The following is a 22,358-nucleotide window of genomic DNA, read 5'->3' on the forward strand; positions in this document are numbered from 1 at the left end:
CGAGCCCCTTCAGGAGATAAGGTTAGTCAGAAATCAGGATTTCTTGTCGTCAGCCGCTTTATCGGTCGGATTGGCGATCAGAGCCTTGAGCTCGTCGCTCATCGGGAAGTTCAGGTTCAGGCCTTTTGGTGGGATCGGCGCCATGAACCACTTGTCGTAGATCTTGGTGATCGCGCCCGATGCGTAGGTCGCCTTGATGGCGTCATCCACAGCCTTTTTGAACGGCTCGTCGCCTTTGCGCATCATGCAGCCGTAGATTTCGTAGGACTGTGGAGTACCGGTCACGGCCCAGTCGGTGGCTTTCTTGGCCTTGGCCGCTTCGCCGGCCAGCAGTGCGTCGTCCATCATGAACGCAACGGCACGACCCGATTCCAGCATCTGGAAGGATTCACCGTGGTCTTTGGCGGAGATGACGTTCATGCCCATCTGCTTGTCGGCATTCATCGCCTTGAGGATGCGCTCGGACGTGGTGCCGGCGGTGGTCACGACGTTCTTGCCTTTGAGGTCGTCGAAATCCTTGTACTTGGAGTCAACCTTGGACAGCAGACGGGTACCGATTTCGAAGATGCCGACGGAGAAGTCAACCTGCTGCTGACGCTCGACGTTGTTGGTGGTGGAGCCGCACTCGACGTCCACGGTGCCGTTTTGCACCAGCGGAATACGGGTTTGCGAGGTCACCAGGTTGTATTTGACCTGCAGGTTTGGAAGGTCGAGGTCTTTCTTGATCGCTTCGACGATGGCCAGCTGGATATCGTGCGAGTAGCCGACCGGTTTGCCGGAGGCATCAGCGATGTAGGAAAACGGGATGGAGGCATCGCGGTGGCCCAGGGTAATGACACCGGACTCTTTGATCTTCTTCAGGGTGCCGGTGAGTTCGGCTGCGAAAACTGGCGTGCTGATCAGAGCGGCAGCAATGGCTGCGCCCAGGATATGGGGAACGATGCGCATCAAATTTTCCTCGACATTGTTTTTTTTATGGAGCCAGTTTGTCGGCCCTTTTGTGCTTCGAATGCCTGACGGCTACTGAAGTGTTGGCACAACAGGCATTCGTCGAGAGAGTGTAGAGCATGAGTCGTGCCATACCAGTCGCGAATGCCTAACTATATGATTTATAAAGCTATTAAACTTTTGTGGCGGATTTTTGTGGTGTGGCTGATCCGGTTAACCGAATTGACTAACAGGTCGCGTTCGGAAATCCGAACGCATTTCTGTAGGAGTGAGCCTGCTCGCGATAGCGTCAGACCAGGCAACTTATTTGTGACGGATGTATTGCGATCGCGAGCAGGCTCACTCCTACAGGGGATAGTGTCTTCCCGATATACGAAAAAGCCCCTGAATCTCACAATCCAGGGGCTTTCGTTCAAACGCTGATCAGATGATCAAGCCGCTTCAATCTTGCGATTCTGCTCAACCTTGCCCAAGTAAGCCGCCAGTTTCTCCTGCTCGGCGGGTGTGGTGAACAACCCCAGCTTGCTGCGACGCCACAGAATGTCGTGCGCCGTCGTTGCCCATTCCTCGCTGCACAGGTAATCCACTTCGCGGGTGTAGAGCCCGCCACCAATGTGCTCACCCATGTCGGCGAGGGTTTCTACGCCTTCGAGCATGCGCCAGGTGCGGCTGCCGTAGGTGGTGGACCAGCGGCGGGCGATCTCGGTTGGCACGAAGTCGAACTTGTCGCGGATCAACGCGCTCAAGGCCTGCGGGGTGGTCATGTCTTCGCCGCCGGGCAGGGTCGCCGAAGCCGTCCAACTCGGGCGCATCTGGGTGAAGTACGGCATCAACTGCGCCATCGCCGACTCGGCGAGTTTGCGGTAGGTGGTCAACTTGCCGCCGAATACTGACAACAGCGGTGCTTCTTCACCGCCACCCGACAACGCCAAGGTGTAATCGCGGGTCACGGCCGACGGGTTATCGGATTCGTCGTTGCACAGCGGACGCACACCCGAGTAGCTGTGCTGGATGTCGTCGCGGCTGACTTGCTTCTTGAAGTGAGCGTTGACCACTTTCAGCAGGTAATCGGTTTCGCCGTCGGTGATCGCCACTTTGGCTGGATCGCCGGTGTACTCGCGGTCGGTGGTGCCGATCAAGGTGAAATGGTTCAGGTATGGAATAGTGAAAACGATGCGCTGATCTTCGTTTTGCAGAATGTGCGCATGTTCACCTTCGTACAGCTTCGGCACGATGACGTGGCTGCCCTGAATCAGACGGATGCCGTATGGCGATTCCATCTTCAGGTCGTCGCGAATGAACTTGGCAACCCACGGACCCGCGGCGTTTACCAGCGCTTTGGCGGTGATCGAGAACAGGCTGCCGTCGGCACGCTCAAGATTCAGATGCCACAAGCCTTTGGCGCGGCGGGCGCTGACGCAGCGAGTCTGGGTGTGCACATGGGCGCCTTTTTCCCGGGCAGCCATGGCGTTCAACACCACGAGGCGGGCGTCGTCGACCCAGCAGTCGGAGTATTCGAAGCCTTTGGTGATTTCGCTTTTCAGTGCGCTGTCGGCACCGAACTTGAGACTGCGCGAACCTGCGAGTTTTTCGCGCTTGCCGAGGTTGTCGTAAAGGAACAGACCGGCACGAATCATCCACGCTGGACGCAGGTGCGGACGGTGCGGCAGCACGAAGCGCATCGGCTTGACGATGTGCGGTGCCTTGGCAAGCAACACTTCACGTTCAGCCAGCGCTTCACGCACCAGGCGGAACTCGTAATGTTCGAGATAGCGCAGACCACCGTGGATCAGCTTGCTGCTGGCCGACGAGGTGTGGCTGGCGAGGTCATCCTTTTCGCAAAGGAACACCGAGAGACCGCGACCGGCGGCATCCGCTGCGATCCCCACCCCATTGATCCCGCCACCGATGACGGCGATGTCGTAGATCTCGGAGATAGGGGGCGTACGCAAGGTAGATGTGGACATCGGCTGGCCTCGGGCTCTTGTGATTTTCTATATTTGAATTCGAACATTAATGTTCATTTGCGAAAATGGTAGCCCATAAACACGCGCACAGCCAGTCGCATTCGATTGAAAAAACTCATCGAAGGGCTGGGAAAGGAAAATTTTCGAACATTAGAAGCAAAAGATCGCAGCCTGCGGCAGCTCCTACATGGGTTCATTTGACCTGTAGGAGCTGCCGAAGGCTGCGATCTTTTGATCTTTGGGGGGGGGGTTAAACCACTTCCAGCCGAATCTTGTGCTGGCTCAACAACTGCGCCAATGCCGGCACCGGTTGCTGGTCGGTCACCAGGCAATCAATCAGGCTGATCGGCCCGAGCCGGATCATCGCGTTACGTCCGAACTTGCTCGAGTCCGCCGCCAGAATCACCTGGCGTGCATTGGCGATGATCGCCTGCGAAACCCGGACTTCCTGATAATCGAAGTCGAGCAGACTGCCGTCCTCGTCGATACCACTGATCCCGACCAGCGCAAAATCAACCTTGAACTGATTGATGAAATCCACACTCGCCTGACCGACCACACCGCCATCGCGACGGACATTGCCACCGGTCAGCAGCACATCGAAATCATCCTTGGCACTGAGCATCGACGCCACGTGCAGGTTGTTGGTGATGATTTTCAGGTGGTTGTGATTGAGCAGGGCGCGGGCAATCGACTCGGTGGTCGTGCCGATGTTGATAAACAGCGAGGCATGATCGGGAATCTGTGCGGCGATGGCTTCACCGATGCGTTGTTTTTCATCGCGCATCTGATCGGCGCGCATCGCATAGGCAGTGTTTTCGACGCTGGAATCATAGGCAGCGCCGCCGTGATAACGACGCAGCAGATTGGCTTCCGCAAGCTGATTGATATCGCGGCGGATGGTTTGCGGGGTAACAACGAACAGCGTGGCCATTTCCTCGATGCTCACATAGCCGCGTTCGCGGACCAGCTCGAGGATTTGCTGCTGACGGGGAGGCAGATTCATGGGGCTTCCTTTGTGCTGCCGTGCAAAATTTGCCCATGATGACGCAGGAATCCGCTCCCTACCAGTTTCCAAACAACGTGAAAGCTACTTCGTGCTGGGCGCCTACGGCGTTACGCAAGCAATCCTGCGTTAAAAACAGGCTCGGACTGCTCATTTACAAACCCGTAAACTCCGCGTCCTCGCCTGTTTTTGCCTTGTCTTGCCTTCGCTCGCTACGCTTTCACGCTGTTTGGACAGCTTTAGTCAGTCCTCAGGTTGGCTTATTCAGCGTCCTCGCGCGCCCAGTCACGGGTGCGGCTGACGGCTTTTTTCCAGCCTTTGTACAGCTTCTCTTTTTCTACTTCGTCCAGGCTCGGTTCAAACTCACGCTCGATCACCGCTTTGCCACGCAGTTCATCCAGGCTGCCCCAGAAGCCGCACGCCAGACCTGCCAGATACGCAGCGCCCAGTGCCGTGGTTTCGCGCATTTGCGGGCGCTCGACCTGCGTGCCGAGGATGTCGGCCTGGAACTGCATGAGGAAGTTGTTCGCCACCGCGCCGCCGTCTACGCGCAGGGCTTTGAGGCGTTCGCCGGAGTCCTGTTGCATGGCGTCGAGGACGTCTCGAGTCTGGTAGGCGATCGACTCCAGCGCGGCGCGGATGATGTGGTCCACGCGAACGCCGCGAGTCAGGCCGAACAGCGCGCCACGGGCATACGGGTCCCAGTACGGAGCGCCGAGACCGGTAAAGGCCGGCACCAGGTACACGCCGTTGCTGTCCTTGACCTTGTTGGCGAAGTATTCGGTGTCGTGAGCGTCGTTGATGATTTTCAGCTCATCGCGCAGCCATTGCACGGTCGAACCGCCGTTGAATACCGCACCTTCCAGCGCATAAGCGACTTCGCCACGCGGGCCGCAAGCGATGGTGGTGAGCATGCCATGCTTGGATTTCACCGCTTTGTCGCCGGTGTTCATCAGCAGGAAGCAGCCAGTGCCGTAGGTGTTTTTCGCCTGGCCCGGCTCGACGCACATCTGGCCGAACAACGCCGCTTGCTGGTCGCCAGCGATACCGCCGATGGCAATGCCGCTTTTGGTGCGGCCATAGATCTCGGAAGAAGCTTTCACTTCCGGGAGCATTTCGCGCGGGATGTCGAGGATCTCCAGCATCTTCGCGTCCCACTCAAGCGAGTGAATGTTGAAGAGCATGGTGCGCGAGGCGTTGGTGTAGTCGGTGACGTGCACCTTGCCGCCAGTGAATTTCCAGATCAGCCAGCTATCGATGGTGCCGAACAGCAATTCGCCGTTGCGCGCACGCTCGCGGCTGCCTTCGACGTTGTCGAGGATCCACTTCAATTTGGTGCCAGAGAAGTACGGGTCGGTGACCAGACCTGTGGTGTCACGGATGTACTCTTCGTGGCCATCGCGCTTGAGCTGCTGGCAGATCTCGGTGCTGCGGCGGCACTGCCAGACGATGGCATTGTAGACCGGACGGCCGGTGGTCTTGTCCCAGACCACCGTGGTTTCACGCTGGTTGGTGATACCGATGGCGGCGACCTGATCGTGATGCAGACCGGCCTGGGCCAGCGCTTCGACCATCACTGCGCTCTGGGTGGCGAAAATTTCCATCGGGTCGTGTTCGACCCAACCGGCTTGCGGGTAATGCTGGGCGAATTCGCGCTGCGCGGTGCAGACCACGTTCGCATCGCGGTCGAAAATGATCGCGCGGGAGCTGGTCGTACCCTGATCGAGGGCAATGATGTAGTTCTTATTCTGAATGTCGGTCATGTCGATTGCCTTGGACGAAATAAGGGAGAGTGGGCCGTGGCGCAGGTTCTATAGGGCAGGAACCTGCGCCGACTGTTTCAAGAAGTTCTTGGTTTGCCGTCAATGGCCGGTTCTGCATCCTTTGTAGCAGGTGTGGCGCCGGTCAGGTGACGGGCGATGAGCCCGCGATACCCGGCAGCGCCGAGGCAGGCACCGACAATCGGTGCAAAAATCGGAATCAGGAAATACGGAATGTCACGGCCGCCAGTGAAGGAAATTTCACCCCAGCCAGTGAAGAAAGTCATCAGTTTCGGACCAAAATCACGCGCCGGGTTCATCGCAAAACCGGTCAGCGGGCCCATCGAACTGCCGATCACCGCAATCAGCAAACCGATCAGCAGCGGTGCCATCGGGCCTTTCGGCAAGCCGTTGTTGTCATCGGTCAGGGCCATGATCACGCCCATCAGGATCGCGGTAATGATCATCTCGACCAGGAACGCCTGAGCGGTCGACAGCACCGGGTTCGGGAATGTCGAGAACACCGACGCCAACTCAAGGCTGGCAGCCGAGCCACGAACCATTTGATGGGTTTGTTCGAAATCGAAGAACAGGTTGCTGTACAGCGTGTAAACCAACAGCGCACCGCAGAAGGCGCCGGCAATTTGCGAGAGGATGTAGAACGGCAGTTTGCGCTTTTCGAAGTCGGCGAAGATTGTCAGGGCGATGCTGACGGCCGGGTTCAGGTGCGCGCCGGAAACACCGGCAGTGAGGTAGATCGCCATGCTCACGCCGACGCCCCAGATGATGCTGATTTCCCACAGGCCGAAGCTGGCGCCCGCGACTTTGAGCGCGGCGACACAACCGGTGCCGAAGAAGATCAGGAGGGCAGTACCCAGGAACTCGGCCATGCATTGGCCTGAGAGCGATGGTTGCTGTAAAGCAGTTGTCATTGAAAACCTCGATTTTTGTTGTTGTCTGGCGCGTTGCCGACAGGGCAAGGCGCGATTTTCTCCGAGGCAGGATCCCCATCCTGTTCCCGGTTACTGCTGGGTGCTGCGATGACCGCAATTCTTACATTATTCAGATTCGAAAAAATATAGACAAGAAACAAACCTGTCAAAGGTCGAAAGTGAACTGTCGGTCACAATGTAACTATTCGCGGTGTGAATGATCCTTCTGCATCGGCGCAGAGCGACGAGTTCGAAAAGCCTGCAAGCCACGGGAAACGTGGCTTGGAATGGAGCCTTTGCGCTGTGAAAGCCTGGAGTGATCGCCTAGAATCCGGGGCAGCATTTTCCTGTCACTGCCGAGCCTGGAGTTGCCATGACCCCTGCGTTGGACTTGTTGAAAAAAGTTCGTGCCGAACATCGCGTGCACAGTTACGAACATGACCCGAAGGCCGCGTCCTATGGGCTGGAGGCCGCAGAGAAGCTTGGCCTCGAGCCCGCGCAGGTGTTCAAGACGCTGCTGGCGGCCAGTGAAAAAGGCGAATTGCTGGTGGCGGTGGTGCCGGTCGTCGGAAGCCTCGACCTCAAGGGCTTGGCCCATGCTGCTGGCGTGAAAAAAGTCGAGATGGCAGACCCGGCCGCGGCTCAGCGTTCCACAGGGTATTTGTTGGGTGGTATCAGCCCTTTGGGGCAGAAAAAGCGCCTGCGCACCTTTATTGATCATTCAGCTCAGGGTTTTGCGTCTATTTATGTCAGCGCCGGTCGGCGAGGGCTGGAAGTCGAGTTGGCGCCTGCAGTACTTGCCGAACACACCCAGGCGAAATTTGCCGATATTGGCCGCGCGTGACATTCATTCGCGCTGTATGAAGAAAATTCGCCGGATCTGTCACTGGCGCTGATTTCAGCGTGGTTGCATGCTCTTTCAACTGACTTAGGGAGAAGGTTATGCAGCTCGAGTTTCATCAGGTTGACGCGTTCAGTGATCGGCCGTTCAGTGGCAATCCGGCAATGGTTTATCGGCTCGATGCGTGGCTCGCCGATGAGCTGATGCAGAAAATCGCTGCCGAACACAATCTTGCGGAAACTGCGTTTCTGGTGCGCGAAGGTCAGGTCTGGCATATCCGCTGGTTCACTCCGACCACCGAGGTGCCGTTATGCGGTCACGCGACGCTAGCCAGCGCTTACGTGCTGTTCGAGATCTACAAGGAAGAAGCCGAACGTATCGACTTCACCTGCAAGTCCGGGCCGCTGAGCGTCAGTCGTGAGGATGGCCGCTTGTGGCTGGATTTCCCGTCGATTGTGCCGTCAGAGATTGGCGTGACGCTGGATGTCGAGCGTGCACTGGGTGTCGAGGCGGTGGATGTGCTGGGCTCCAACGAACTGTTCGTGGTGCTTGATTCGGAGCAGGCGGTGCTCGATTGCACGCCGGACATGGTCGCGTTGGCCAAACTGCCGTGGCTCGGCGCTATTGTCACCGCACGCGGCAACCAGCACGATTTCGTCTCGCGTTATTTCGCCCCGGCGATAGGTATCAATGAAGACCCGGTAACCGGTTCGACTCATTGCAGCCTGATTCCTTACTGGTCGAAGCGTCTGGGCAAATCGAGCCTGACCGCGTGTCAGCGTTCGGCACGAGGCGGGGAGTTGTTTTGTCGGCTGGAAGGCGAGCGAGTGAAGATTGGCGGCAATGCGACGCTGGTTGCCAGCGGCACCTTGATCCTCGGTTAAAAGCTAAAAGATCGCAGCCTTCGGCAGCTCCTACACTGATCCCTGTAGGAGCTGCCGAAGGCTGCGATCTTTTGATCTTCAGAGAGCAGTGCTGTAGCGCCGAACGCCGTTTTCCACCGCTGGAATCTGCGCGACCGTGCTGCCCGAGGCCTGGAACAGCACCAGGTGTTCGGCCGCAACGCGAATGCCTACCTCAGCACCGACATGATGATCGGCGTGGCTCGGGAAAATCGACTCAAGTTGTGCACCGGTCGGCAGTTGCAGGCGATACAGCGTCGATGCGCCTTGAAATGTCTTGCCGACAATCTGCGCCTTCAGCGCGCTATCCGGGGCATACACGATGTCATCCGGCCGCAGCAACACATCCACTGCGCCGCCAATCGGCCAGGTATAAGCCCGATTACCGCGCAGTTCGCCGAGTTCGGTTTGCACCGATTCCGGGCTGGCGAGCTGGCCGCGAATGAAGTAGCCCTGACCGATAAAACTGGCCACGAACTGGGTGGCCGGTTCGTGGTACAGGTTGTACGGCGTGTCCCATTGCTCCAGTCGACCTTCCTTGAAAACGCCGACGTGATCGCTCACGGCAAAGGCTTCTTCCTGGTCGTGGGTCACCAGAATCGCGCTGGTGCCACGAGCCTTGAGGATGTCTCGCACTTCGTGGCTGAGCTTGCGCCGCAGCTCGCCATCGAGGTTGGAGAACGGTTCATCAAGCAGCAGCAATTGCGGTTCTGGCGCCAAGGCACGGGCGAGGGCGACGCGCTGTTGCTGGCCGCCGGACAGCTCGTGCGGGAAGCGCTTGCCGAGGTTCTTCAGGTTGACCAGTTCCAGCAACTCTTCGGTTACGCGCGCCTTGTTCGGGTGCTTGCGAATGCCGAAGGCAATGTTGTCCGCGACACTCAGGTGCGGAAACAGTGCGTAGTCCTGAAACACCATGCCGATCCGGCGTTTCTCCGGCGCCAGGGTGAAACCGGCGCTGGAAATAGTCTCGCCGCCCAGGGTGATTTCGCCTTCGTGCACCGGTTCGAAACCGGCAATCGCGCGCAGGGTGGTGGTCTTGCCGCAGCCGGACGAGCCGAGCAGGCAACCGATGTCACCGGCGTTGAGGTGCAGATTGAGGTTCTGCACCACACGTTGGTCCTGATAGCCGCAAGCGAGGTTGCGCAGGTTCAGCAGTAATTCATGGCTCATGCGTGGTGATATGCCGGTTCGACGAGGAACTCGAGCAGGGCCTTCTGTGCGTGGAGACGGTTTTCTGCCTGATCCCAAGCGACGGAGCGCGGGTCATCCAGCAGGTCGAGACTGATTTCTTCGCCACGGTGCGCGGGCAGGCAATGCAGGAACAGCACGTCCTCGGCCGCGAGGTCGAGCAGGGCACGGTTGACCTGGAACGGTGCGAACAACTTGAGGCGTTTGGCGGTTTCCTCTTCCTGGCCCATGGAGGTCCAGACGTCGGTGCTCACCAGGTGTGCGCCGCGCACGGCATCCTTTGGATCGCGGACGATGGTCACGCGATCGCCGGCCTTGGCGACGAACTCCGGGTTGGGCTCGTAGCCTTCCGGGCAGGCGATGCGCAACTGGAAGTCGAACTGGATCGCCGCTTCTATATAGCTGTTGCACATGTTGTTGCCGTCGCCGATCCAGGCCACGGTCTTGCCCTGGATCGAGCCACGATGCTCAAGAAAAGTCTGCATGTCGGCCAGCAACTGGCACGGGTGCAGGTCATCGGACAGGCCGTTGATCACCGGTACGCGCGAGTTGGCGGCAAATTCGGTGAGAGTGCTGTGGGCGAAAGTACGGATCATCACCGCATCAAGCATGCTCGACATGACGATGGCGCAGTCGCCGATCGGCTCGCCACGGCCCAGTTGCGTGTCGCGCGGCGAAAGAAAGATCGCCTGGCCGCCGAGCTGGATCATGCCGGCCTCGAACGAGATCCGGGTGCGGGTCGAGGATTTCTCGAAGATCATCCCCAGCACGCGGTTTTTCAGAGGCTCGAACAGTACGCCGCGGTTACGCAGGTCCTTGAGCTCAACGCCTCGACGGATCACGCTGACCAGCTCTTCGGGCGTGCAATCCATCAGGGAGAGAAAGTGCCTTGCGCTCATCATTGACTACCTTTTGCTACAAACCGCAGATGCTCAAAGCCTTGTTTATCGGAACAACGGGCGAGACCTGCGGCGTAAGCCGCACAGGGCGACGAAATAGGGGAAGGCGCGATATTGACATTAAATGTCGCGTTTTTCCAATAGGCTACGGTTTTTGCGGGATTCGGAGGGCGGACGGCAAGTTGCAGTCGCGCATTTGAAGCCGGGTTCAGGACAGCAGCGAACCTCTTTGTACACTGGCCTTACCGGGCTTGGCAATCAGGCGTGGCGGGTATGGTGCCACGCTGGTCGCTTTAATACCGGGTGATCGCGCAATCGCTTGGTCGGATGTTCGCGTTGAAACATTTGCTAAAGCAAAGTGCTGAGTTATAAATAGCCTTCGAGCGACGCAGGAAGCCTCCGCATGGAATCGAAAGAACAACTGTTAATGGATTTGCTGGGCCACACGGCTCGCTCCTTGACCCACCTCACCGCTTCAATGACCTCGATGTCCTTCGAACTGCTGCGCAGCGAGGACGAAGTGGTCAAGGCCGCCAGCCGTCAAATGATTGATCGCATGGCGACCATCAGTGCCGGGCTCGACGAGCATTGGCGCCTGATCGGCGAACTCACCGGCGTGCACATCGCCCACGAGCAGATCGAAACCATTCAGGAAATCCAGTTGGCGCCGCCACCCTCTCTGCCGATCAATTGATCGCGTCGGGCTATCGGCTCGCCTGATGGCCGCCGATTCACAAGACGAACGTCGCTGGCGCCGTGTCGGCACACGGGCCATAGTTTTGTTCCCGCAGGCGTTGTTGCCTGCCCAGAACAAAACAGAGACTGGCCATGACCAAGACTCTCCATCACCGTGCCTGCCACCTGTGTGAAGCCATTTGCGGTTTGACCATCGAAACCACCGAAACCGATGGCGCTGTCGCGATCACCTCGATCAAAGGCGATGCCCTCGACACCTTCAGCCGTGGGCACATCTGCCCCAAGGCCGTGGCCCTGCAAGACATTCAGAACGATCCTGATCGGCTGCGCCAGCCAATGCGCCGTGTCGGTAGCGAATGGCTGCCGATCGAGTGGGACGAGGCATTTGCATTGGTGGCCGAGCGCCTGGCAGCGATTCAGGAGCGACATGGGCAGAATTCAGTGGCCGTCTATCAAGGCAACCCGAGCGTGCACAACTATGGGCTGATGACCCACAGCAATTACTTCCTCGGACTGTTGAAAACCCGTAACCGCTATTCCGCGACATCGGTCGATCAATTGCCCCATCACCTCAGCAGTTACCTGATGTACGGCCACGGCTTGCTGCTGCCGATCCCCGATATCGATCACACCGATTTCATGCTGATCCTGGGCGGCAATCCTCTCGCCTCGAACGGCAGCATCATGACGGTGCCCGACGTCGAGAAACGCCTTAAGGCGATTCAGGCACGTGGTGGCAAAGTGGTGGTGGTCGATCCTCGACGCAGTGAAACGGCGGCAATCGCCGATCAACATATATTCGTGCGTCCCGGGGGCGATGCTGCGTTGTTGTTTGGTTTGCTCAACACGTTGTTTAGCGAGGGATTGACCAGCGACAGTCATTTGCCAGTGGATGGCCTCGACGAAGTGCGCGCGGCCGTTTCGACGTTCACCGCCGAAGCCATGAGCCCGTTGTGCGCGGTGCCCGCCGAGAAAATCCGCCAATTGGCCCGCGACTTTGCCGCCGCGCCAAGTGCGGTGTGTTATGGACGGATGGGCGTTTCCACCCAGGCGTTCGGCACGTTGTGCCACTGGGTGGTGCAGTTGATCAATCTGGTCAGCGGTAATCTGGATCGCGTTGGCGGGGCGCTGTGCACAGAGCCCGCAGTGGATCTGGTGGCGTCGACCTCGGGCGGGCATTTCAACAAATGGCAAAGCCGTGTTTCCGGGCGCCCTGAATACGGCGGCGAACTGCCGGTGTCGGCGCTGGCTGAAGAGATGCTCACCGAAGGTGAAGGACAGATCCGTGCGCTGATCACCGTGGCCGGCAATCCTGTGCTGTCGACGCCCAATGGTCGACAACTCGAACAAGCGCTGGACGGTCTGGAGTTCATGGTCAGCATCGACCTGTACATCAACGAAACCACACGTTATGCCGACCTGATTCTGCCGTCGACTTCGGCGCTGGAGAACGATCACTACGACACCACGTTCAACCTGTTCGCGGTGCGCAACGTCACCCGCTTCAATCGCGCGATCCTCGCCAAGCCCGAGGGCGCGCTGCATGACTGGGAAATCTTTGTCGGTCTGGCCAAGGCCTTCGCCGAGAAAACCGGCAAGGAATTGAAGCCGACCATGCCGCCGGCGAAGATGATCGACATGGGCCTGCGCATGGGGATGTACGGCGATGCCGCCGAACAAAAACTGTCGCTGGCGACGCTGTTTGACCATCCCCATGGAATAGATCTGGGCGCGTTGAAGCCTAATCTGGCCGCGCGCCTGAAAACGCCGAGTCAACGCATACAGGCTGCGCCGCCAGAGATCCTCGCTGACCTGGCGCGGTTCGCCGCCTTGCAGGCCCCAGCCGCCGATGAGCTTTTGATGATTGGCCGCCGGCATGTGCGCAGCAACAATTCGTGGATGCACAACTATCACCGTCTGGTGAAGGGCAAGCCGCGTCACCAGTTGCTTATGCACCCGGATGACCTCGCCAGCCGCGGGCTCAATGATGGGCAGCTTGTGCGGGTGAGTTCGCGGGTCGGCCAGATCGAGGTGGAAGTGCTCGGCAGCCTCGACATGATGAAAGGCGTGGTCAGCCTGCCGCACGGTTGGGGGCATGCGCGTCCGGGCGTGCAGATGGCGATCGCCAGCAGTCAACCGGGGTCGAGCGCCAATGACCTGACCGACGAATGCCAGCTCGACGAGTTGTCCGGCAATGCAGCGCTCAATGGTGTGCCGGTGACCGTGGCGGCGGCTTGAGCATGTCTGTCGGGGAGACCGAGCATGGCGCTCGGGATTCCGTTACAATGCGCCACCGTGCCGACCCGTGAGTCGGAAAGTTCAGCCGAGGTGCTCCATGGATATCATCGAAACGATTAAAGAGCAGATTGCCAACAACACCATTCTGCTTTACATGAAAGGCTCGCCGAATGCCCCACAATGTGGCTTTTCCGCGAAAGCTGCGCAGGCTGTGATGGCGTGTGGTGAAAAGTTTGCGTACGTGGACATCCTGCAGAACCCGGAAATCCGTGCCAACCTGCCAAAGTACGCCAACTGGCCGACTTTCCCGCAACTGTGGGTCGGCGGTGAGCTGGTCGGCGGTAGCGATATCATGACCGAGATGTCGGCAGACGGTTCGCTGCAAAGCACCATCAAGGCTGCTGTCGAAGCCGCTGCTGCGAACAAGTCCGAAGCCTGATCGGCTTGTAGGGAAGCAAGCTTCTTTGCTTCCCCGCAGGTTCATTCGACAACGCTTCCCCTGTAGGAGCTGTCGAGTGAAACGAGGCTGCGATCTTTTGATCTTCAGCCAATAAAAAGCCCCGCACCTCGAAAGAGGGCGGGGCTTTTTAATGTCTTGAATCTGGCGAGTGTTAAATCACTCTTCGCCCATCTGCGACTGCAGATAGTTCTCAAGACCGACTTTACCGATCAGGCCCAGTTGGGTTTCCAGCCAGTCGATATGTTCTTCTTCGGATTCGAGGATATCTTCGAGCAGTTCACGGCTGCCAAAGTCGCCAACGGTTTCGCAATGGGCGATCGCGGCTTTCAGGTCAGCGTGGCCGGTCTTCTCGATACGCAGGTCGCACTCCAGCATTTCCTGGGTGTGCTCGCCGATGTGCAGCTTGCCCAGGTCCTGCACGTTTGGCAGACCTTCGAGGAACAGGATGCGCTTGATCAGCTTGTCCGCGTGCTTCATCTCGTCGATGGATTCTTTGTACTCGTGCTTGCCCAGCTTGTTCAGGCCCCAATCTTCATACATGCGCGCATGCAGGAAGTACTGATTGATCGCGACCAGCTCATTGGCAAGGATCTTGTTGAGATGCTGGATGACTGTAATGTCGCCTTTCATGATCGGAGTCCTGCCCTGTAATAGCTGTATATAAGGCGGAGTTTGAGCTTCGTATTTATAAGTGTCAAACCTAAGTTATTGAATAATATATGAAAATTAATCGGAATAAGAATGTTTGTGTTCCGCGTCTGGAGCCTAAGCGCTTGATTTACAGGCATAAAAAAACCGGACATAAGTCCGGTTCTTTGAAATAGGGGTAATTACGCAGCAGTAAATTCTACTGGATAAGGAATCGCGGCCTGGGCGGTTTGCAGCTTGGTCAGGGTTTCGCGAACCACTTCCTTGGCAAGGCAGGCACATTTGCCGCACTGGCTGGCGACGCCGGTGGCCTGGCGGACTTCTTTATAGCTGCAGCAACCTTCATAGATCGCTTCGCGGATCTGTCCGTCGGTGACGCCAGTGCAGAGACAAACATACATAAGTGAGAACCGTCGCTGGTTGTGACTCAATTGCGATGGATCTTAATAATAACGAGAATGATTGTCAAAGTGCTTTGCGAGGCCTTTTCACCAGATTGGCGCGTGACTGACGAACGGTGATTACTGGCGATCTGCCTGGCCCCGTAAATGCAGCCTTGTGATCGGCAAACTGCAAAAAACCGTTAAGGACAGCTCAAAAACGCAGTGTATGATGGTCGGCCCTTGCGAAGGGGGTTCGTGTCACAGGGCTGTCGCCTGAGGGTGGCAGGCTGGCCCGGACCCTGAACTTCAAGTTTCTACACCAGGAGATATCAATGAGCGTACTCGTAGGCAAACAAGCCCCAGACTTCACCGTCCCGGCCGTACTCGGCAATGGCGAGATCGTTGACAGCTTCACCCTGTCCTCGGCCATCAAAGGCAAATACGGCCTGGTGTTCTTCTACCCACTGGACTTCACCTTCGTCTGCCCGTCCGAGCTGATCGCTCTGGACAACCGCATGGCTGACTTCAAGGCACGCAACGTTGAAGTGATCGCTGTGTCGATCGACTCGCACTTCACCCACAACGCCTGGCGCAACACCCCAGTGAACAATGGCGGCATCGGCCAGGTGAAATACACCATGGCTGCCGACATGAAGCACGACATCGCCAAGGCTTACGACGTTGAATCCGAAGGCGGCGTGGCTTTCCGTGGCGCATTCCTGATCGACGACAAAGGCGTTGTCCGCTCGCAGATCATCAACGACCTGCCACTGGGCCGTAACATGGAAGAGCTGATCCGTCTGGTCGACGCTCTGCAATTCCACGAAGAGCACGGCGAAGTCTGCCCTGCCAACTGGAAAAAAGGCGACAAAGGCATGAACGCTTCGCCAGAAGGCGTTGCTGCTTACCTGACCGAGAACGCTGCTGCCCTGTAAGGCGCAACGTTTGAGGTACAAAAAAACCGGCCCACGTGGCCGGTTTTTTTATGAGCGGTAGATCGACGAGGATCAGTCGTTGAAGTCTTCCCAGCCGCCCATCTGTTTCCAGCGATTGACGATGCCGCAGAACAGCTCAGCGGTTTTCTCGGTGTCGTAACGCGCCGAGTGCGCCTCACGACCGTCGAAATCGATGTCGGCCGCCTGACAGGCTTTCGCCAGTACGGTTTGGCCGTAAGCCAGACCGGCCAGCGTCGCCGTGTCGAAACTGGAGAACGGGTGGAACGGATTACGCTTCATGTCCAGTCGCGCAACGGCGGCATTGAGGAAGCCAAGGTCGAAGCTGCTGTTGTGGCCGACCAGAATCGCGCGCTTGCACCCGTTGGCTTTCAGCGCCTTGCGGATGCCACGGAAGATGTCGGTCAGTGCCGTCTCTTCGCTGACAGCCATGCGCAGCGGGTGGTCCAGCTTGATCCCGGTGAACTCCAGTGCCGCCGCTTCAATGTTGGCGCCTTCGAACGGCTCGACACGGAAGAAGTAGGTGTGATCCGGATAAACGAAACCCTTTTCATCCATGGCGATGGTGGTCGCGGCAATCTCCAGCAACGCATCGGTGGCCGAATTGAAGCCACCGGTTTCTACGTCGACAACAACCGGCAAGTAGCCGCGAAAGCGTGCTGCCATTGGGTGACGGGAACCGCCTCCGCCACTTTGACCGTCCAGTTCGTCGTCGAAATGGTCTTCACTCACGCGTGTTCCTCCAGCAGGCGCCAGCGCAGTTTTTCACCGGCGCGCAGCGGGATAACGGTCAGCTCGCCAAATGGCAGGCTGGTTGGGGCGGTCCATTCATCACGAACCAGGGTGATGCGATCGGTGTTCACCGGCAGGCCATAGAAACGCGGGCCGTTGAGGCTGGCGAACGCTTCGAGCTTGTCCAGCGCATTGCGCTGTTCAAAGGCTTCGGCATACATCTCGATGGCGGCGTACGCGGTGTAGCAGCCAGCACAACCGCAAGCGGCTTCCTTGGCGTGCTGGGCGTGCGGCGCCGAGTCGGTGCCGAGGAAGAACTTCGCGCTGCCGCTGGTGGCAGCATCGAGGAGGGCTTCCTGGTGGGTGTTGCGCTTGAGGATCGGCAAGCAGTAGAAGTGCGGCCGAATCCCGCCCACCAGCATGTGGTTGCGGTTGTACAGCAGGTGATGTGCGGTGATGGTCGCGCCAACGTTGGCCGGGGCCTCGTTGACGAACTGCACGGCATCGGCGGTGGTGATGTGTTCGAAAACAACCTTGAGCGTCGGGAAACGCTCGACCACACGACGCATGTGCTCATCGATGAAGATTTTTTCGCGGTCGAACACGTCGACATCGCCACGGGTGACTTCACCGTGAATCAACAACGGCATCCCGACTTCGGCCATGGCCTCGATTGCCGGGAAGATCTTGTCGATGCTGGTGACGCCAGAATCCGAGTTGGTGGTGGCGCCGGCCGGGTACAACTTGGCGGCGTGCACGAAACCGCTGGCCTTGGCCTCGCGAATTTCCTCGGGCTGGGTGCGGTCGGTGAGGTACAGCACCATCAACGGCTCAAAGCGACTGCCGGCCGGGCGGGCAGCGAGAATCCGCTGGCGATAGCCGTCGGCCTCAGCGGCGTTGCGCACCGGTGGTACCAGGTTGGGCATGATGATGGCGCGACCAAACGTGCGCGCAACATCGGCAACGGTATTGGTCAACACGGCACCATCGCGAAGATGAATATGCCAGTCGTCGGGACGCAGCAGGGTCAGGCGGTCGGACATGAGGGGATTCCAGGCGGGTCAAACTGAGGCGAATGCTACCGGAAAAGACTCTTGCAGGCACTCGCTATCAAGTTTTGCGGGAACCTTCCGATATCCCGTAGGTATGCCGTAAACGTAGTGTGAATCGGTCTTTGTGTTTCAGAAGCCAATGGAGCCTCCCGTGCGCCAGCGATATTTAGCCTTGCTCAGTGTGTTTGCCAGTTTTCCTGCGATGGCGCTTACGTACCAGACTCGCCTGGAGAACATTGAGTGGACGGTCGCCGGCGACAAGTTCGAGTGCCGTCTGACACAACCGATTACAGATTTCGGCTCGGGTGAGTTCGTGCGCAAGGCCGGTGAACAGGCGATTTTCCGTCTGAATGCCTACAACGCCATGCTCGGCGGCGGTTCGGCGACGTTGCTCGCAGCCGCAGCACCTTGGCAGCCGGGACGCGGCGACATCAATCTGGGCTCTGTAAGACTGGGCAGCGGCAACGTCTTGTTCAACAGTTCGCAGTCTCAGGCCGGTGGCTTGATCAGTGGACTGATGGACGGGCGCAGCCCTGTTGTTCGTCGCGCTTCAAGCGATGGTCGGGTCTCGGAAGTGCGTTTGTTGCCGGTCAGGTTCAGCAAGGCCTTCAACGATTACCAGAGCTGTGTGGCGAAGTTGCTGCCGCAGAATTTCGAACAGGTGAAACAGTCGCAGATCGGCTTCCCCGGCGAAGGCATCGAACTGGATGCAGCCGCCAAGGCCAAGCTGCAAGTGATGCTCGAGTACATGAAGGCTGATCCGACGGTGAACCACATCGAACTTGATGGCCACTCCGACAACAGCGGCAATCGCCTGACCAATCGCGAACTGTCGCGTCGTCGGGCCTTGGCCGTGGTTGATTTCTTCAAGGCCAACGGCATTCAGGAATCGCAGATCACCGTACGTTTCCATGGCGAACGCTACCCGTTGGCGCCGAACACCAATGCGGCCAACCGGGCGAAGAACCGTCGGGTCAACGTGCACCTTGCGCGAGTAGCCCCGGCAACGGCCCCGGCACCCACTGCCAGCACGCCAGCGAACGCTGCGGCAACTTCCTGACCCGCCGGTCATCGTCGCGCGCTCGACACAATCTGTCGCTTTGTCGTCTTAAGCTGTCGCGCCTCTGTAAATTATCGCGTTTGGGCGTTAGACTCCTCGGCTTTCCGTAGAACCCCGTGGAGTGATGGCATGGCGGACGTAAACAAGGTCGTTCTGGCGTATTCCGGCGGCCTGGACACTTCGGTGATCCTCAAGTGGCTGCAGGATACTTATAACTGTGAAGTGGTGACCTTCACCGCTGATCTCGGTCAAGGCGAAGAGGTCGAGCCGGCCCGCGCCAAGGCTCAGGCCATGGGCGTCAAAGAAATCTACATCGACGATCTGCGCGAAGAATTCGTGCGTGACTTCGTGTTCCCGATGTTCCGCGCCAACACCGTTTACGAGGGCGAGTACCTGCTGGGTACTTCCATCGCGCGTCCACTGATCGCCAAGCGCCTGATCGAAATCGCCAACGAAACCGGCGCTGACGCCATTTCCCACGGCGCCACCGGCAAGGGCAACGATCAGGTGCGTTTCGAACTGGGTGCCTACGCGCTCAAGCCAGGCGTGAAAGTGATCGCGCCGTGGCGTGAGTGGGACCTGCTGTCCCGCGAGAAGCTGATGGACTATGCCGAGAAGCACGCGATCCCGATCGAGCGCCACGGCAAAAAGAAATCCCCGTACTCGATGGACGCCAACCTGCTGCACATCTCCTATGAAGGCGGCGTGCTGGAAGACACCTGGACCGAGCACGAAGAGGACATGTGGCGTTGGACCGTCTCCCCGGAGAAGGCTCCCGACACCCCGCAGTACCTGGAACTGACCTACCGTAACGGCGACATCGTCGCGCTGGACGGCGTCGAAATGTCCCCGGCCACCGTGTTGGCGACATTGAACAAGATCGGTGGTGCGCACGGTATCGGCCGTCTCGACATCGTCGAAAACCGTTATGTCGGCATGAAGTCTCGTGGTTGCTACGAAACCCCGGGCGGCACGATCATGCTGCGCGCTCACCGCGCCATTGAGTCGATCACCCTGGATCGCGAAGTCGCTCACTTGAAAGACGAGCTGATGCCCAAGTACGCCAGCCTGATCTACACCGGTTACTGGTGGAGCCCTGAGCGTCTGATGCTGCAACAGATGATCGACGCTTCCCAGACCAGCGTGAATGGTGTGGTTCGCCTGAAGTTGTACAAAGGCAACGTGATCGTGACGGGCCGCAAGTCCGACGATTCGCTGTTCGATGCCAACATCGCCACCTTCGAAGAGGATGGCGGTGCTTACAACCAGGCTGACGCGGCGGGCTTCATCAAGCTCAACGCGCTGCGCATGCGCATTGCTGCCAACAAGGGCCGCAAACTGTTCTGATTTTTCAGACTGACGCGCAATAAAAGGGCGGCCCTGTCTTGGAGACAGGCCGCCCTTTTTTACAGAATTCTTTTGTCCGACGCTTACCTGCAATGTCCCTTGTCTCTATGCCTGCGTGGCAATGTCCCCATCTTTCAAGCTCGTCCCAACAGCGTGACCGTCTGTGAACACAGGTTGTAAACAATACAGAGTGTTGTGCCCGAGCCTTTCTTCGCCTGCCTGATCTGCAGTAATGCATTCTTTGTCAGTGAAACGTCCGACATATGACTGGAAAGAAACATGATGACACGGGCGGTTTTTTTGTCGGTGCGTCGGATTTTCTCCAGAATTGTTGCGAGTTCTCTCGACGCATCGATGTCCCGTGCATCGATGATGTGCAGGTTGCTGATAGAGGCGGGTAGCTGAATGTTGTGTTGAATCCTCAGATTCGACTTCGCACTGGTGCCTGGCGGCGGGTCGGATGCATTATGGACTTTGCACGAGTCCCTGCACCCTGCAGCAGCGGCTTCGCTGGGTACGATGTGACTTGATATACCGAATGTGGCGTGTGTATCTGTCTCATGCAGCGACGTGTTTCGTTTGTTCTCGCGGTAATCGCTGTAGATGACTTTTAAAAAATTCTTGTCCTTGCCGAAATCAGAGGGTGAATAAAGCGAGCGATGGTTGAAGTTTAAAGTAATAAAGAAAAGGAATAACAGGTAAAACGGAAAGCTGATTAGGAACCATACATAGATTTCTCGATCTTCGTTGTTAAGAAACGGCAAAGATGCCGCGGCGGACCCTTCCGATATGGCAGCGAATATGGCGATAACCGTCATCGGGTTGGTGATTTTATTTTTTATCTTTAACATATATATGCTCTTGTTCAGGTGTCTTGTTGTTAGTGGGTTGTATGTGTTTGCTTGTGAGTAAGTCGGGTTTATGGTGGTTTCTATTTATAGCAAAAGTGTTTGTTTGAGTATAAATATCTTGTTTCAAGTGTTTATGTTTTCCAAGCCTTGTATGCGGAAGGTGTAGGCAATTGCCGTCATTGCATGATGTTTCTAATCTGCAATATCTTTAGAATCTCATGCGGGTATTCGGCGGCGGCCCCACAGCCGAGCTGTAATGAAAGCGGGTGTTGAGGCTGCTCTTCAGCGAACATCGGTCGCGAACTGTTACAAGTCAAAACCTGAAGTTTTGCAGGCGGGTGAAGAGTTTTTTCGTCGGATGTTTATAGTGAGGTGGGTTTTTTGTAGGAATATTCCTCGATGGCTGTAGGGGATGTCTTTCGATGCAAGTGCATGAGAGACCTGACATGCCATAGAGCAAATGGCTGAGCTATTGTGCGTGTTCTAAAAATTCGAACAGCGAAACTGGACTTGCCCATGAATAAAGTGCTGATCGTGGATGACCACCCCGTCATTCGTCTTGCGGTACGTATGCTGATGGAACGTCATGGCTACGAAGTCATTGCAGAAACGGATAACGGCGTGGATGCATTACAACTGGCTCGCGAACAAATGCCGGATATTGTCATTCTGGATATTGGAATACCGAAACTTGATGGTCTGGAAGTAATTGCACGACTGACCTCGGTCGCAATGCCTACTAAAGTCCTGGTGTTGACTTCTCAGGCGCCGGGCCATTTCTCCATGCGTTGCATGCAGTCGGGGGCGGCGGGTTATGTATGTAAACAGCAAGATTTGACCGAGTTGCTAAGTGCGATAAAAGCTGTTCTATCCGGCTACAGTTATTTTCCCAATCAGGCCTTGCACACCGTACGTACCAGCCTGGGCAATGCCAGTGAAGCAGACATGGTGGATCGCCTTTCCGGGCGCGAGATGATGGTGTTGCAACAGTTGGCGCGGGGCAAGACCAACAAGGAAATCGCTGATGGAATGTTTTTGAGTAACAAGACAGTGAGTACCTACAAGACCCGCTTGTTGCTGAAACTCAATGCGCGTTCACTGGTTGATCTGATTGAGCTGGCCCAGCGAAACGGGCTTGTCTGAATACTTCAGTCGCTGACGGGGTCATGGGCCGATCGAATTCAGCTAGGCATTAAAAGCAAAAAGCCTCCGTTTCGGGAGGCTTTCAAATATCAGAGATCAAAGTCATAATCGGCCAACTTCCTTTGCAGTCGGCGCTCCTCCAGCAGGTTATCGATCGTGCGGCGTTTGCTCAGGTTGGTCTTGGCGACTTCAACCACGGGTTCGGCGTCATCCGTGGGGTCATCATCCACTTCCAGCTCCAGTTCCTCTTTATCAGTACTCATCAGATTAACTCCCACCCTAAGACTGCCGTTGGCGCCCCTTATATCGACATTCCGGCGGCGGGTAAAAAAGATTTTTTCAATCGATCACT

22 protein-coding genes are annotated in these 22,358 nt (G+C 57.3%); 9 read left to right on the forward strand and 13 right to left on the reverse strand.

Features of this window, described 5'->3' with window-relative positions:
- Positions 1-33 precede the first annotated feature (33 nt).
- From ICA16_RS06365 to ICA16_RS06385, 5 genes are all read right to left on the reverse strand, one after another.
- Complete coding sequence (locus tag ICA16_RS06365) at positions 34-948, reverse strand: glutamate/aspartate ABC transporter substrate-binding protein (protein ID WP_042560751.1); 915 nt, start codon at positions 946-948, stop codon at positions 34-36.
- Between the two features lie 431 nt (positions 949-1,379).
- Positions 1,380-2,915, reverse strand: a complete 1,536-nt coding sequence (glpD, locus tag ICA16_RS06370) for a glycerol-3-phosphate dehydrogenase (RefSeq protein WP_210555024.1) — start codon at positions 2,913-2,915, stop codon at positions 1,380-1,382.
- A gap of 250 nt (positions 2,916-3,165) precedes the next feature.
- Positions 3,166-3,921 carry a DeoR/GlpR family transcriptional regulator gene (locus tag ICA16_RS06375; RefSeq protein ID WP_007916700.1) on the reverse strand — a complete coding sequence of 252 codons (756 nt, stop codon included), beginning with the start codon at positions 3,919-3,921 and terminating at the stop codon, positions 3,166-3,168.
- Between the two features lie 260 nt (positions 3,922-4,181).
- Entirely contained in the window at positions 4,182-5,684 is a 1,503-nt protein-coding gene (gene glpK / locus ICA16_RS06380; RefSeq protein ID WP_042560749.1) for a glycerol kinase GlpK, read from the reverse strand.
- A 77-nt stretch (positions 5,685-5,761) separates the two neighbouring features.
- Complete coding sequence (locus ICA16_RS06385) at positions 5,762-6,613, reverse strand: MIP/aquaporin family protein (protein ID WP_150601738.1); 852 nt, start codon at positions 6,611-6,613, stop codon at positions 5,762-5,764.
- Positions 6,614-6,986: 373 nt separating this feature from the next.
- Here ICA16_RS06385 and ybaK point away from each other — a divergent pair, with 373 nt between their 5' ends.
- Positions 6,987-7,457 carry a Cys-tRNA(Pro) deacylase gene (gene ybaK / locus ICA16_RS06390; protein WP_150601737.1) on the forward strand — a complete coding sequence of 157 codons (471 nt, stop codon included), beginning with the start codon at positions 6,987-6,989 and terminating at the stop codon, positions 7,455-7,457.
- Between the two features lie 98 nt (positions 7,458-7,555).
- Entirely contained in the window at positions 7,556-8,338 is a 783-nt protein-coding gene (locus ICA16_RS06395; protein ID WP_210700252.1) for a PhzF family phenazine biosynthesis protein, read from the forward strand.
- Positions 8,339-8,416: 78 nt separating this feature from the next.
- Here ICA16_RS06395 and ICA16_RS06400 read toward each other — a convergent pair whose 3' ends face one another.
- Positions 8,417-9,526, reverse strand: a complete 1,110-nt coding sequence (locus ICA16_RS06400) for an ABC transporter ATP-binding protein (RefSeq protein WP_150601735.1) — start codon at positions 9,524-9,526, stop codon at positions 8,417-8,419.
- Complete coding sequence (gene argF, locus ICA16_RS06405; protein ID WP_150601734.1) at positions 9,523-10,443, reverse strand: ornithine carbamoyltransferase; 921 nt, start codon at positions 10,441-10,443, stop codon at positions 9,523-9,525. Before argF ends, ICA16_RS06400 begins: the two co-directional genes overlap by 4 nt.
- A 403-nt stretch (positions 10,444-10,846) precedes the next feature.
- Between argF and ICA16_RS06410 the strand changes: the two genes are divergently transcribed.
- From ICA16_RS06410 to grxD, 3 genes are all read left to right on the forward strand, one after another.
- Positions 10,847-11,137 carry a hypothetical protein gene (locus ICA16_RS06410; RefSeq protein ID WP_150592781.1) on the forward strand — a complete coding sequence of 97 codons (291 nt, stop codon included), beginning with the start codon at positions 10,847-10,849 and terminating at the stop codon, positions 11,135-11,137.
- A gap of 134 nt (positions 11,138-11,271) precedes the next feature.
- On the forward strand, positions 11,272-13,377 hold the full coding sequence (locus ICA16_RS06415; RefSeq protein WP_210700253.1) for a molybdopterin oxidoreductase family protein: 2,106 nt from the start codon (positions 11,272-11,274) through the stop codon (positions 13,375-13,377).
- A gap of 97 nt (positions 13,378-13,474) precedes the next feature.
- Complete coding sequence (grxD, locus tag ICA16_RS06420) at positions 13,475-13,816, forward strand: Grx4 family monothiol glutaredoxin (protein WP_042560740.1); 342 nt, start codon at positions 13,475-13,477, stop codon at positions 13,814-13,816.
- A 177-nt stretch (positions 13,817-13,993) separates the two neighbouring features.
- On the opposite strand, the gene bfr is transcribed toward grxD, so the two are convergent.
- Together bfr and ICA16_RS06430 are read right to left on the reverse strand one after the other, a co-directional pair.
- The gene (bfr, locus tag ICA16_RS06425; RefSeq protein WP_042560739.1) at positions 13,994-14,467 is read right to left on the reverse strand and encodes a bacterioferritin; all 474 of its coding nucleotides are present in this window, start codon (positions 14,465-14,467) and stop codon (positions 13,994-13,996) included.
- Positions 14,468-14,667: 200 nt separating this feature from the next.
- On the reverse strand, positions 14,668-14,886 hold the full coding sequence (locus tag ICA16_RS06430; RefSeq protein WP_003227725.1) for a bacterioferritin-associated ferredoxin: 219 nt from the start codon (positions 14,884-14,886) through the stop codon (positions 14,668-14,670).
- Between the two features lie 314 nt (positions 14,887-15,200).
- On the opposite strand from ICA16_RS06430, the gene ICA16_RS06435 reads away from it, so the two are divergent.
- On the forward strand, positions 15,201-15,803 hold the full coding sequence (locus ICA16_RS06435; protein ID WP_003227723.1) for a peroxiredoxin: 603 nt from the start codon (positions 15,201-15,203) through the stop codon (positions 15,801-15,803).
- A gap of 72 nt (positions 15,804-15,875) precedes the next feature.
- Here ICA16_RS06435 and rnt read toward each other — a convergent pair whose 3' ends face one another.
- Together rnt and pyrC are read right to left on the reverse strand one after the other, a co-directional pair.
- The gene (gene rnt, locus ICA16_RS06440) at positions 15,876-16,553 is read right to left on the reverse strand and encodes a ribonuclease T (RefSeq protein WP_042560738.1); all 678 of its coding nucleotides are present in this window, start codon (positions 16,551-16,553) and stop codon (positions 15,876-15,878) included.
- The gene (pyrC, locus tag ICA16_RS06445; RefSeq protein ID WP_042560737.1) at positions 16,550-17,596 is read right to left on the reverse strand and encodes a dihydroorotase; all 1,047 of its coding nucleotides are present in this window, start codon (positions 17,594-17,596) and stop codon (positions 16,550-16,552) included. The genes rnt and pyrC overlap by 4 nt, the downstream gene beginning before the upstream one ends.
- A 160-nt stretch (positions 17,597-17,756) precedes the next feature.
- Here pyrC and ICA16_RS06450 point away from each other — a divergent pair, with 160 nt between their 5' ends.
- Positions 17,757-18,665: a flagellar protein MotY gene (locus ICA16_RS06450; protein WP_150616226.1), complete on the forward strand. Its 909-nt coding sequence runs from the start codon at positions 17,757-17,759 to the stop codon at positions 18,663-18,665.
- Between the two features lie 129 nt (positions 18,666-18,794).
- A complete protein-coding gene (locus ICA16_RS06455; RefSeq protein ID WP_150601729.1) occupies positions 18,795-20,012 on the forward strand; it encodes an argininosuccinate synthase in 1,218 nt (405 codons plus the stop codon).
- A gap of 134 nt (positions 20,013-20,146) precedes the next feature.
- Here ICA16_RS06455 and ICA16_RS06460 read toward each other — a convergent pair whose 3' ends face one another.
- Entirely contained in the window at positions 20,147-20,863 is a 717-nt protein-coding gene (locus ICA16_RS06460) for a hypothetical protein (RefSeq protein ID WP_150616225.1), read from the reverse strand.
- A 516-nt stretch (positions 20,864-21,379) separates the two neighbouring features.
- On the opposite strand from ICA16_RS06460, the gene ICA16_RS06465 reads away from it, so the two are divergent.
- Positions 21,380-22,006, forward strand: coding sequence for a response regulator transcription factor (locus ICA16_RS06465; RefSeq protein WP_150616224.1), 627 nt, complete (start codon positions 21,380-21,382; stop codon positions 22,004-22,006).
- An 89-nt stretch (positions 22,007-22,095) separates the two neighbouring features.
- On the opposite strand, the gene ICA16_RS06470 is transcribed toward ICA16_RS06465, so the two are convergent.
- A complete protein-coding gene (locus tag ICA16_RS06470) occupies positions 22,096-22,269 on the reverse strand; it encodes a PA3496 family putative envelope integrity protein (protein WP_191627662.1) in 174 nt (57 codons plus the stop codon).
- Between the last annotated feature and the right edge of the window lie 89 nt (positions 22,270-22,358).

Source organism: Pseudomonas anatoliensis (assembly GCF_017976235.1).
Lineage (GTDB): Bacteria > Pseudomonadota > Gammaproteobacteria > Pseudomonadales > Pseudomonadaceae > Aquipseudomonas > Aquipseudomonas anatoliensis.

Bases quoted from the DNA above. Each gene is read 5' to 3' on its own strand.
- ICA16_RS06385 (WP_150601738.1), bottom strand. From the start codon at position 6,613: ATGACAACTGCTTTACAGCAACCATCGCTCTCAGGCCAATGCATGGCC.
- ICA16_RS06410 (WP_150592781.1), top strand. From the start codon at position 10,847: ATGGAATCGAAAGAACAACTGTTAATGGATTTGCTGGGCCACACGGCT.
- ICA16_RS06400 (WP_150601735.1), bottom strand. From the start codon at position 9,526: ATGAGCCATGAATTACTGCTGAACCTGCGCAACCTCGCTTGCGGCTAT.
- glpD (WP_210555024.1), bottom strand. From the start codon at position 2,915: ATGTCCACATCTACCTTGCGTACGCCCCCTATCTCCGAGATCTACGAC.
- ICA16_RS06470 (WP_191627662.1), bottom strand. From the start codon at position 22,269: ATGAGTACTGATAAAGAGGAACTGGAGCTGGAAGTGGATGATGACCCC.
- glpK (WP_042560749.1), bottom strand. From the start codon at position 5,684: ATGACCGACATTCAGAATAAGAACTACATCATTGCCCTCGATCAGGGT.
- ICA16_RS06415 (WP_210700253.1), top strand. From the start codon at position 11,272: ATGACCAAGACTCTCCATCACCGTGCCTGCCACCTGTGTGAAGCCATT.
- ICA16_RS06365 (WP_042560751.1), bottom strand. From the start codon at position 948: ATGCGCATCGTTCCCCATATCCTGGGCGCAGCCATTGCTGCCGCTCTG.
- ICA16_RS06395 (WP_210700252.1), top strand. From the start codon at position 7,556: ATGCAGCTCGAGTTTCATCAGGTTGACGCGTTCAGTGATCGGCCGTTC.
- grxD (WP_042560740.1), top strand. From the start codon at position 13,475: ATGGATATCATCGAAACGATTAAAGAGCAGATTGCCAACAACACCATT.
- ICA16_RS06465 (WP_150616224.1), top strand. From the start codon at position 21,380: ATGAATAAAGTGCTGATCGTGGATGACCACCCCGTCATTCGTCTTGCG.
- ybaK (WP_150601737.1), top strand. From the start codon at position 6,987: ATGACCCCTGCGTTGGACTTGTTGAAAAAAGTTCGTGCCGAACATCGC.
- ICA16_RS06430 (WP_003227725.1), bottom strand. From the start codon at position 14,886: ATGTATGTTTGTCTCTGCACTGGCGTCACCGACGGACAGATCCGCGAA.
- bfr (WP_042560739.1), bottom strand. From the start codon at position 14,467: ATGAAAGGCGACATTACAGTCATCCAGCATCTCAACAAGATCCTTGCC.
- ICA16_RS06375 (WP_007916700.1), bottom strand. From the start codon at position 3,921: ATGAATCTGCCTCCCCGTCAGCAGCAAATCCTCGAGCTGGTCCGCGAA.
- ICA16_RS06455 (WP_150601729.1), top strand. From the start codon at position 18,795: ATGGCGGACGTAAACAAGGTCGTTCTGGCGTATTCCGGCGGCCTGGAC.
- ICA16_RS06435 (WP_003227723.1), top strand. From the start codon at position 15,201: ATGAGCGTACTCGTAGGCAAACAAGCCCCAGACTTCACCGTCCCGGCC.
- argF (WP_150601734.1), bottom strand. From the start codon at position 10,443: ATGAGCGCAAGGCACTTTCTCTCCCTGATGGATTGCACGCCCGAAGAG.
- pyrC (WP_042560737.1), bottom strand. From the start codon at position 17,596: ATGTCCGACCGCCTGACCCTGCTGCGTCCCGACGACTGGCATATTCAT.
- ICA16_RS06460 (WP_150616225.1), bottom strand. From the start codon at position 20,863: ATGTTAAAGATAAAAAATAAAATCACCAACCCGATGACGGTTATCGCC.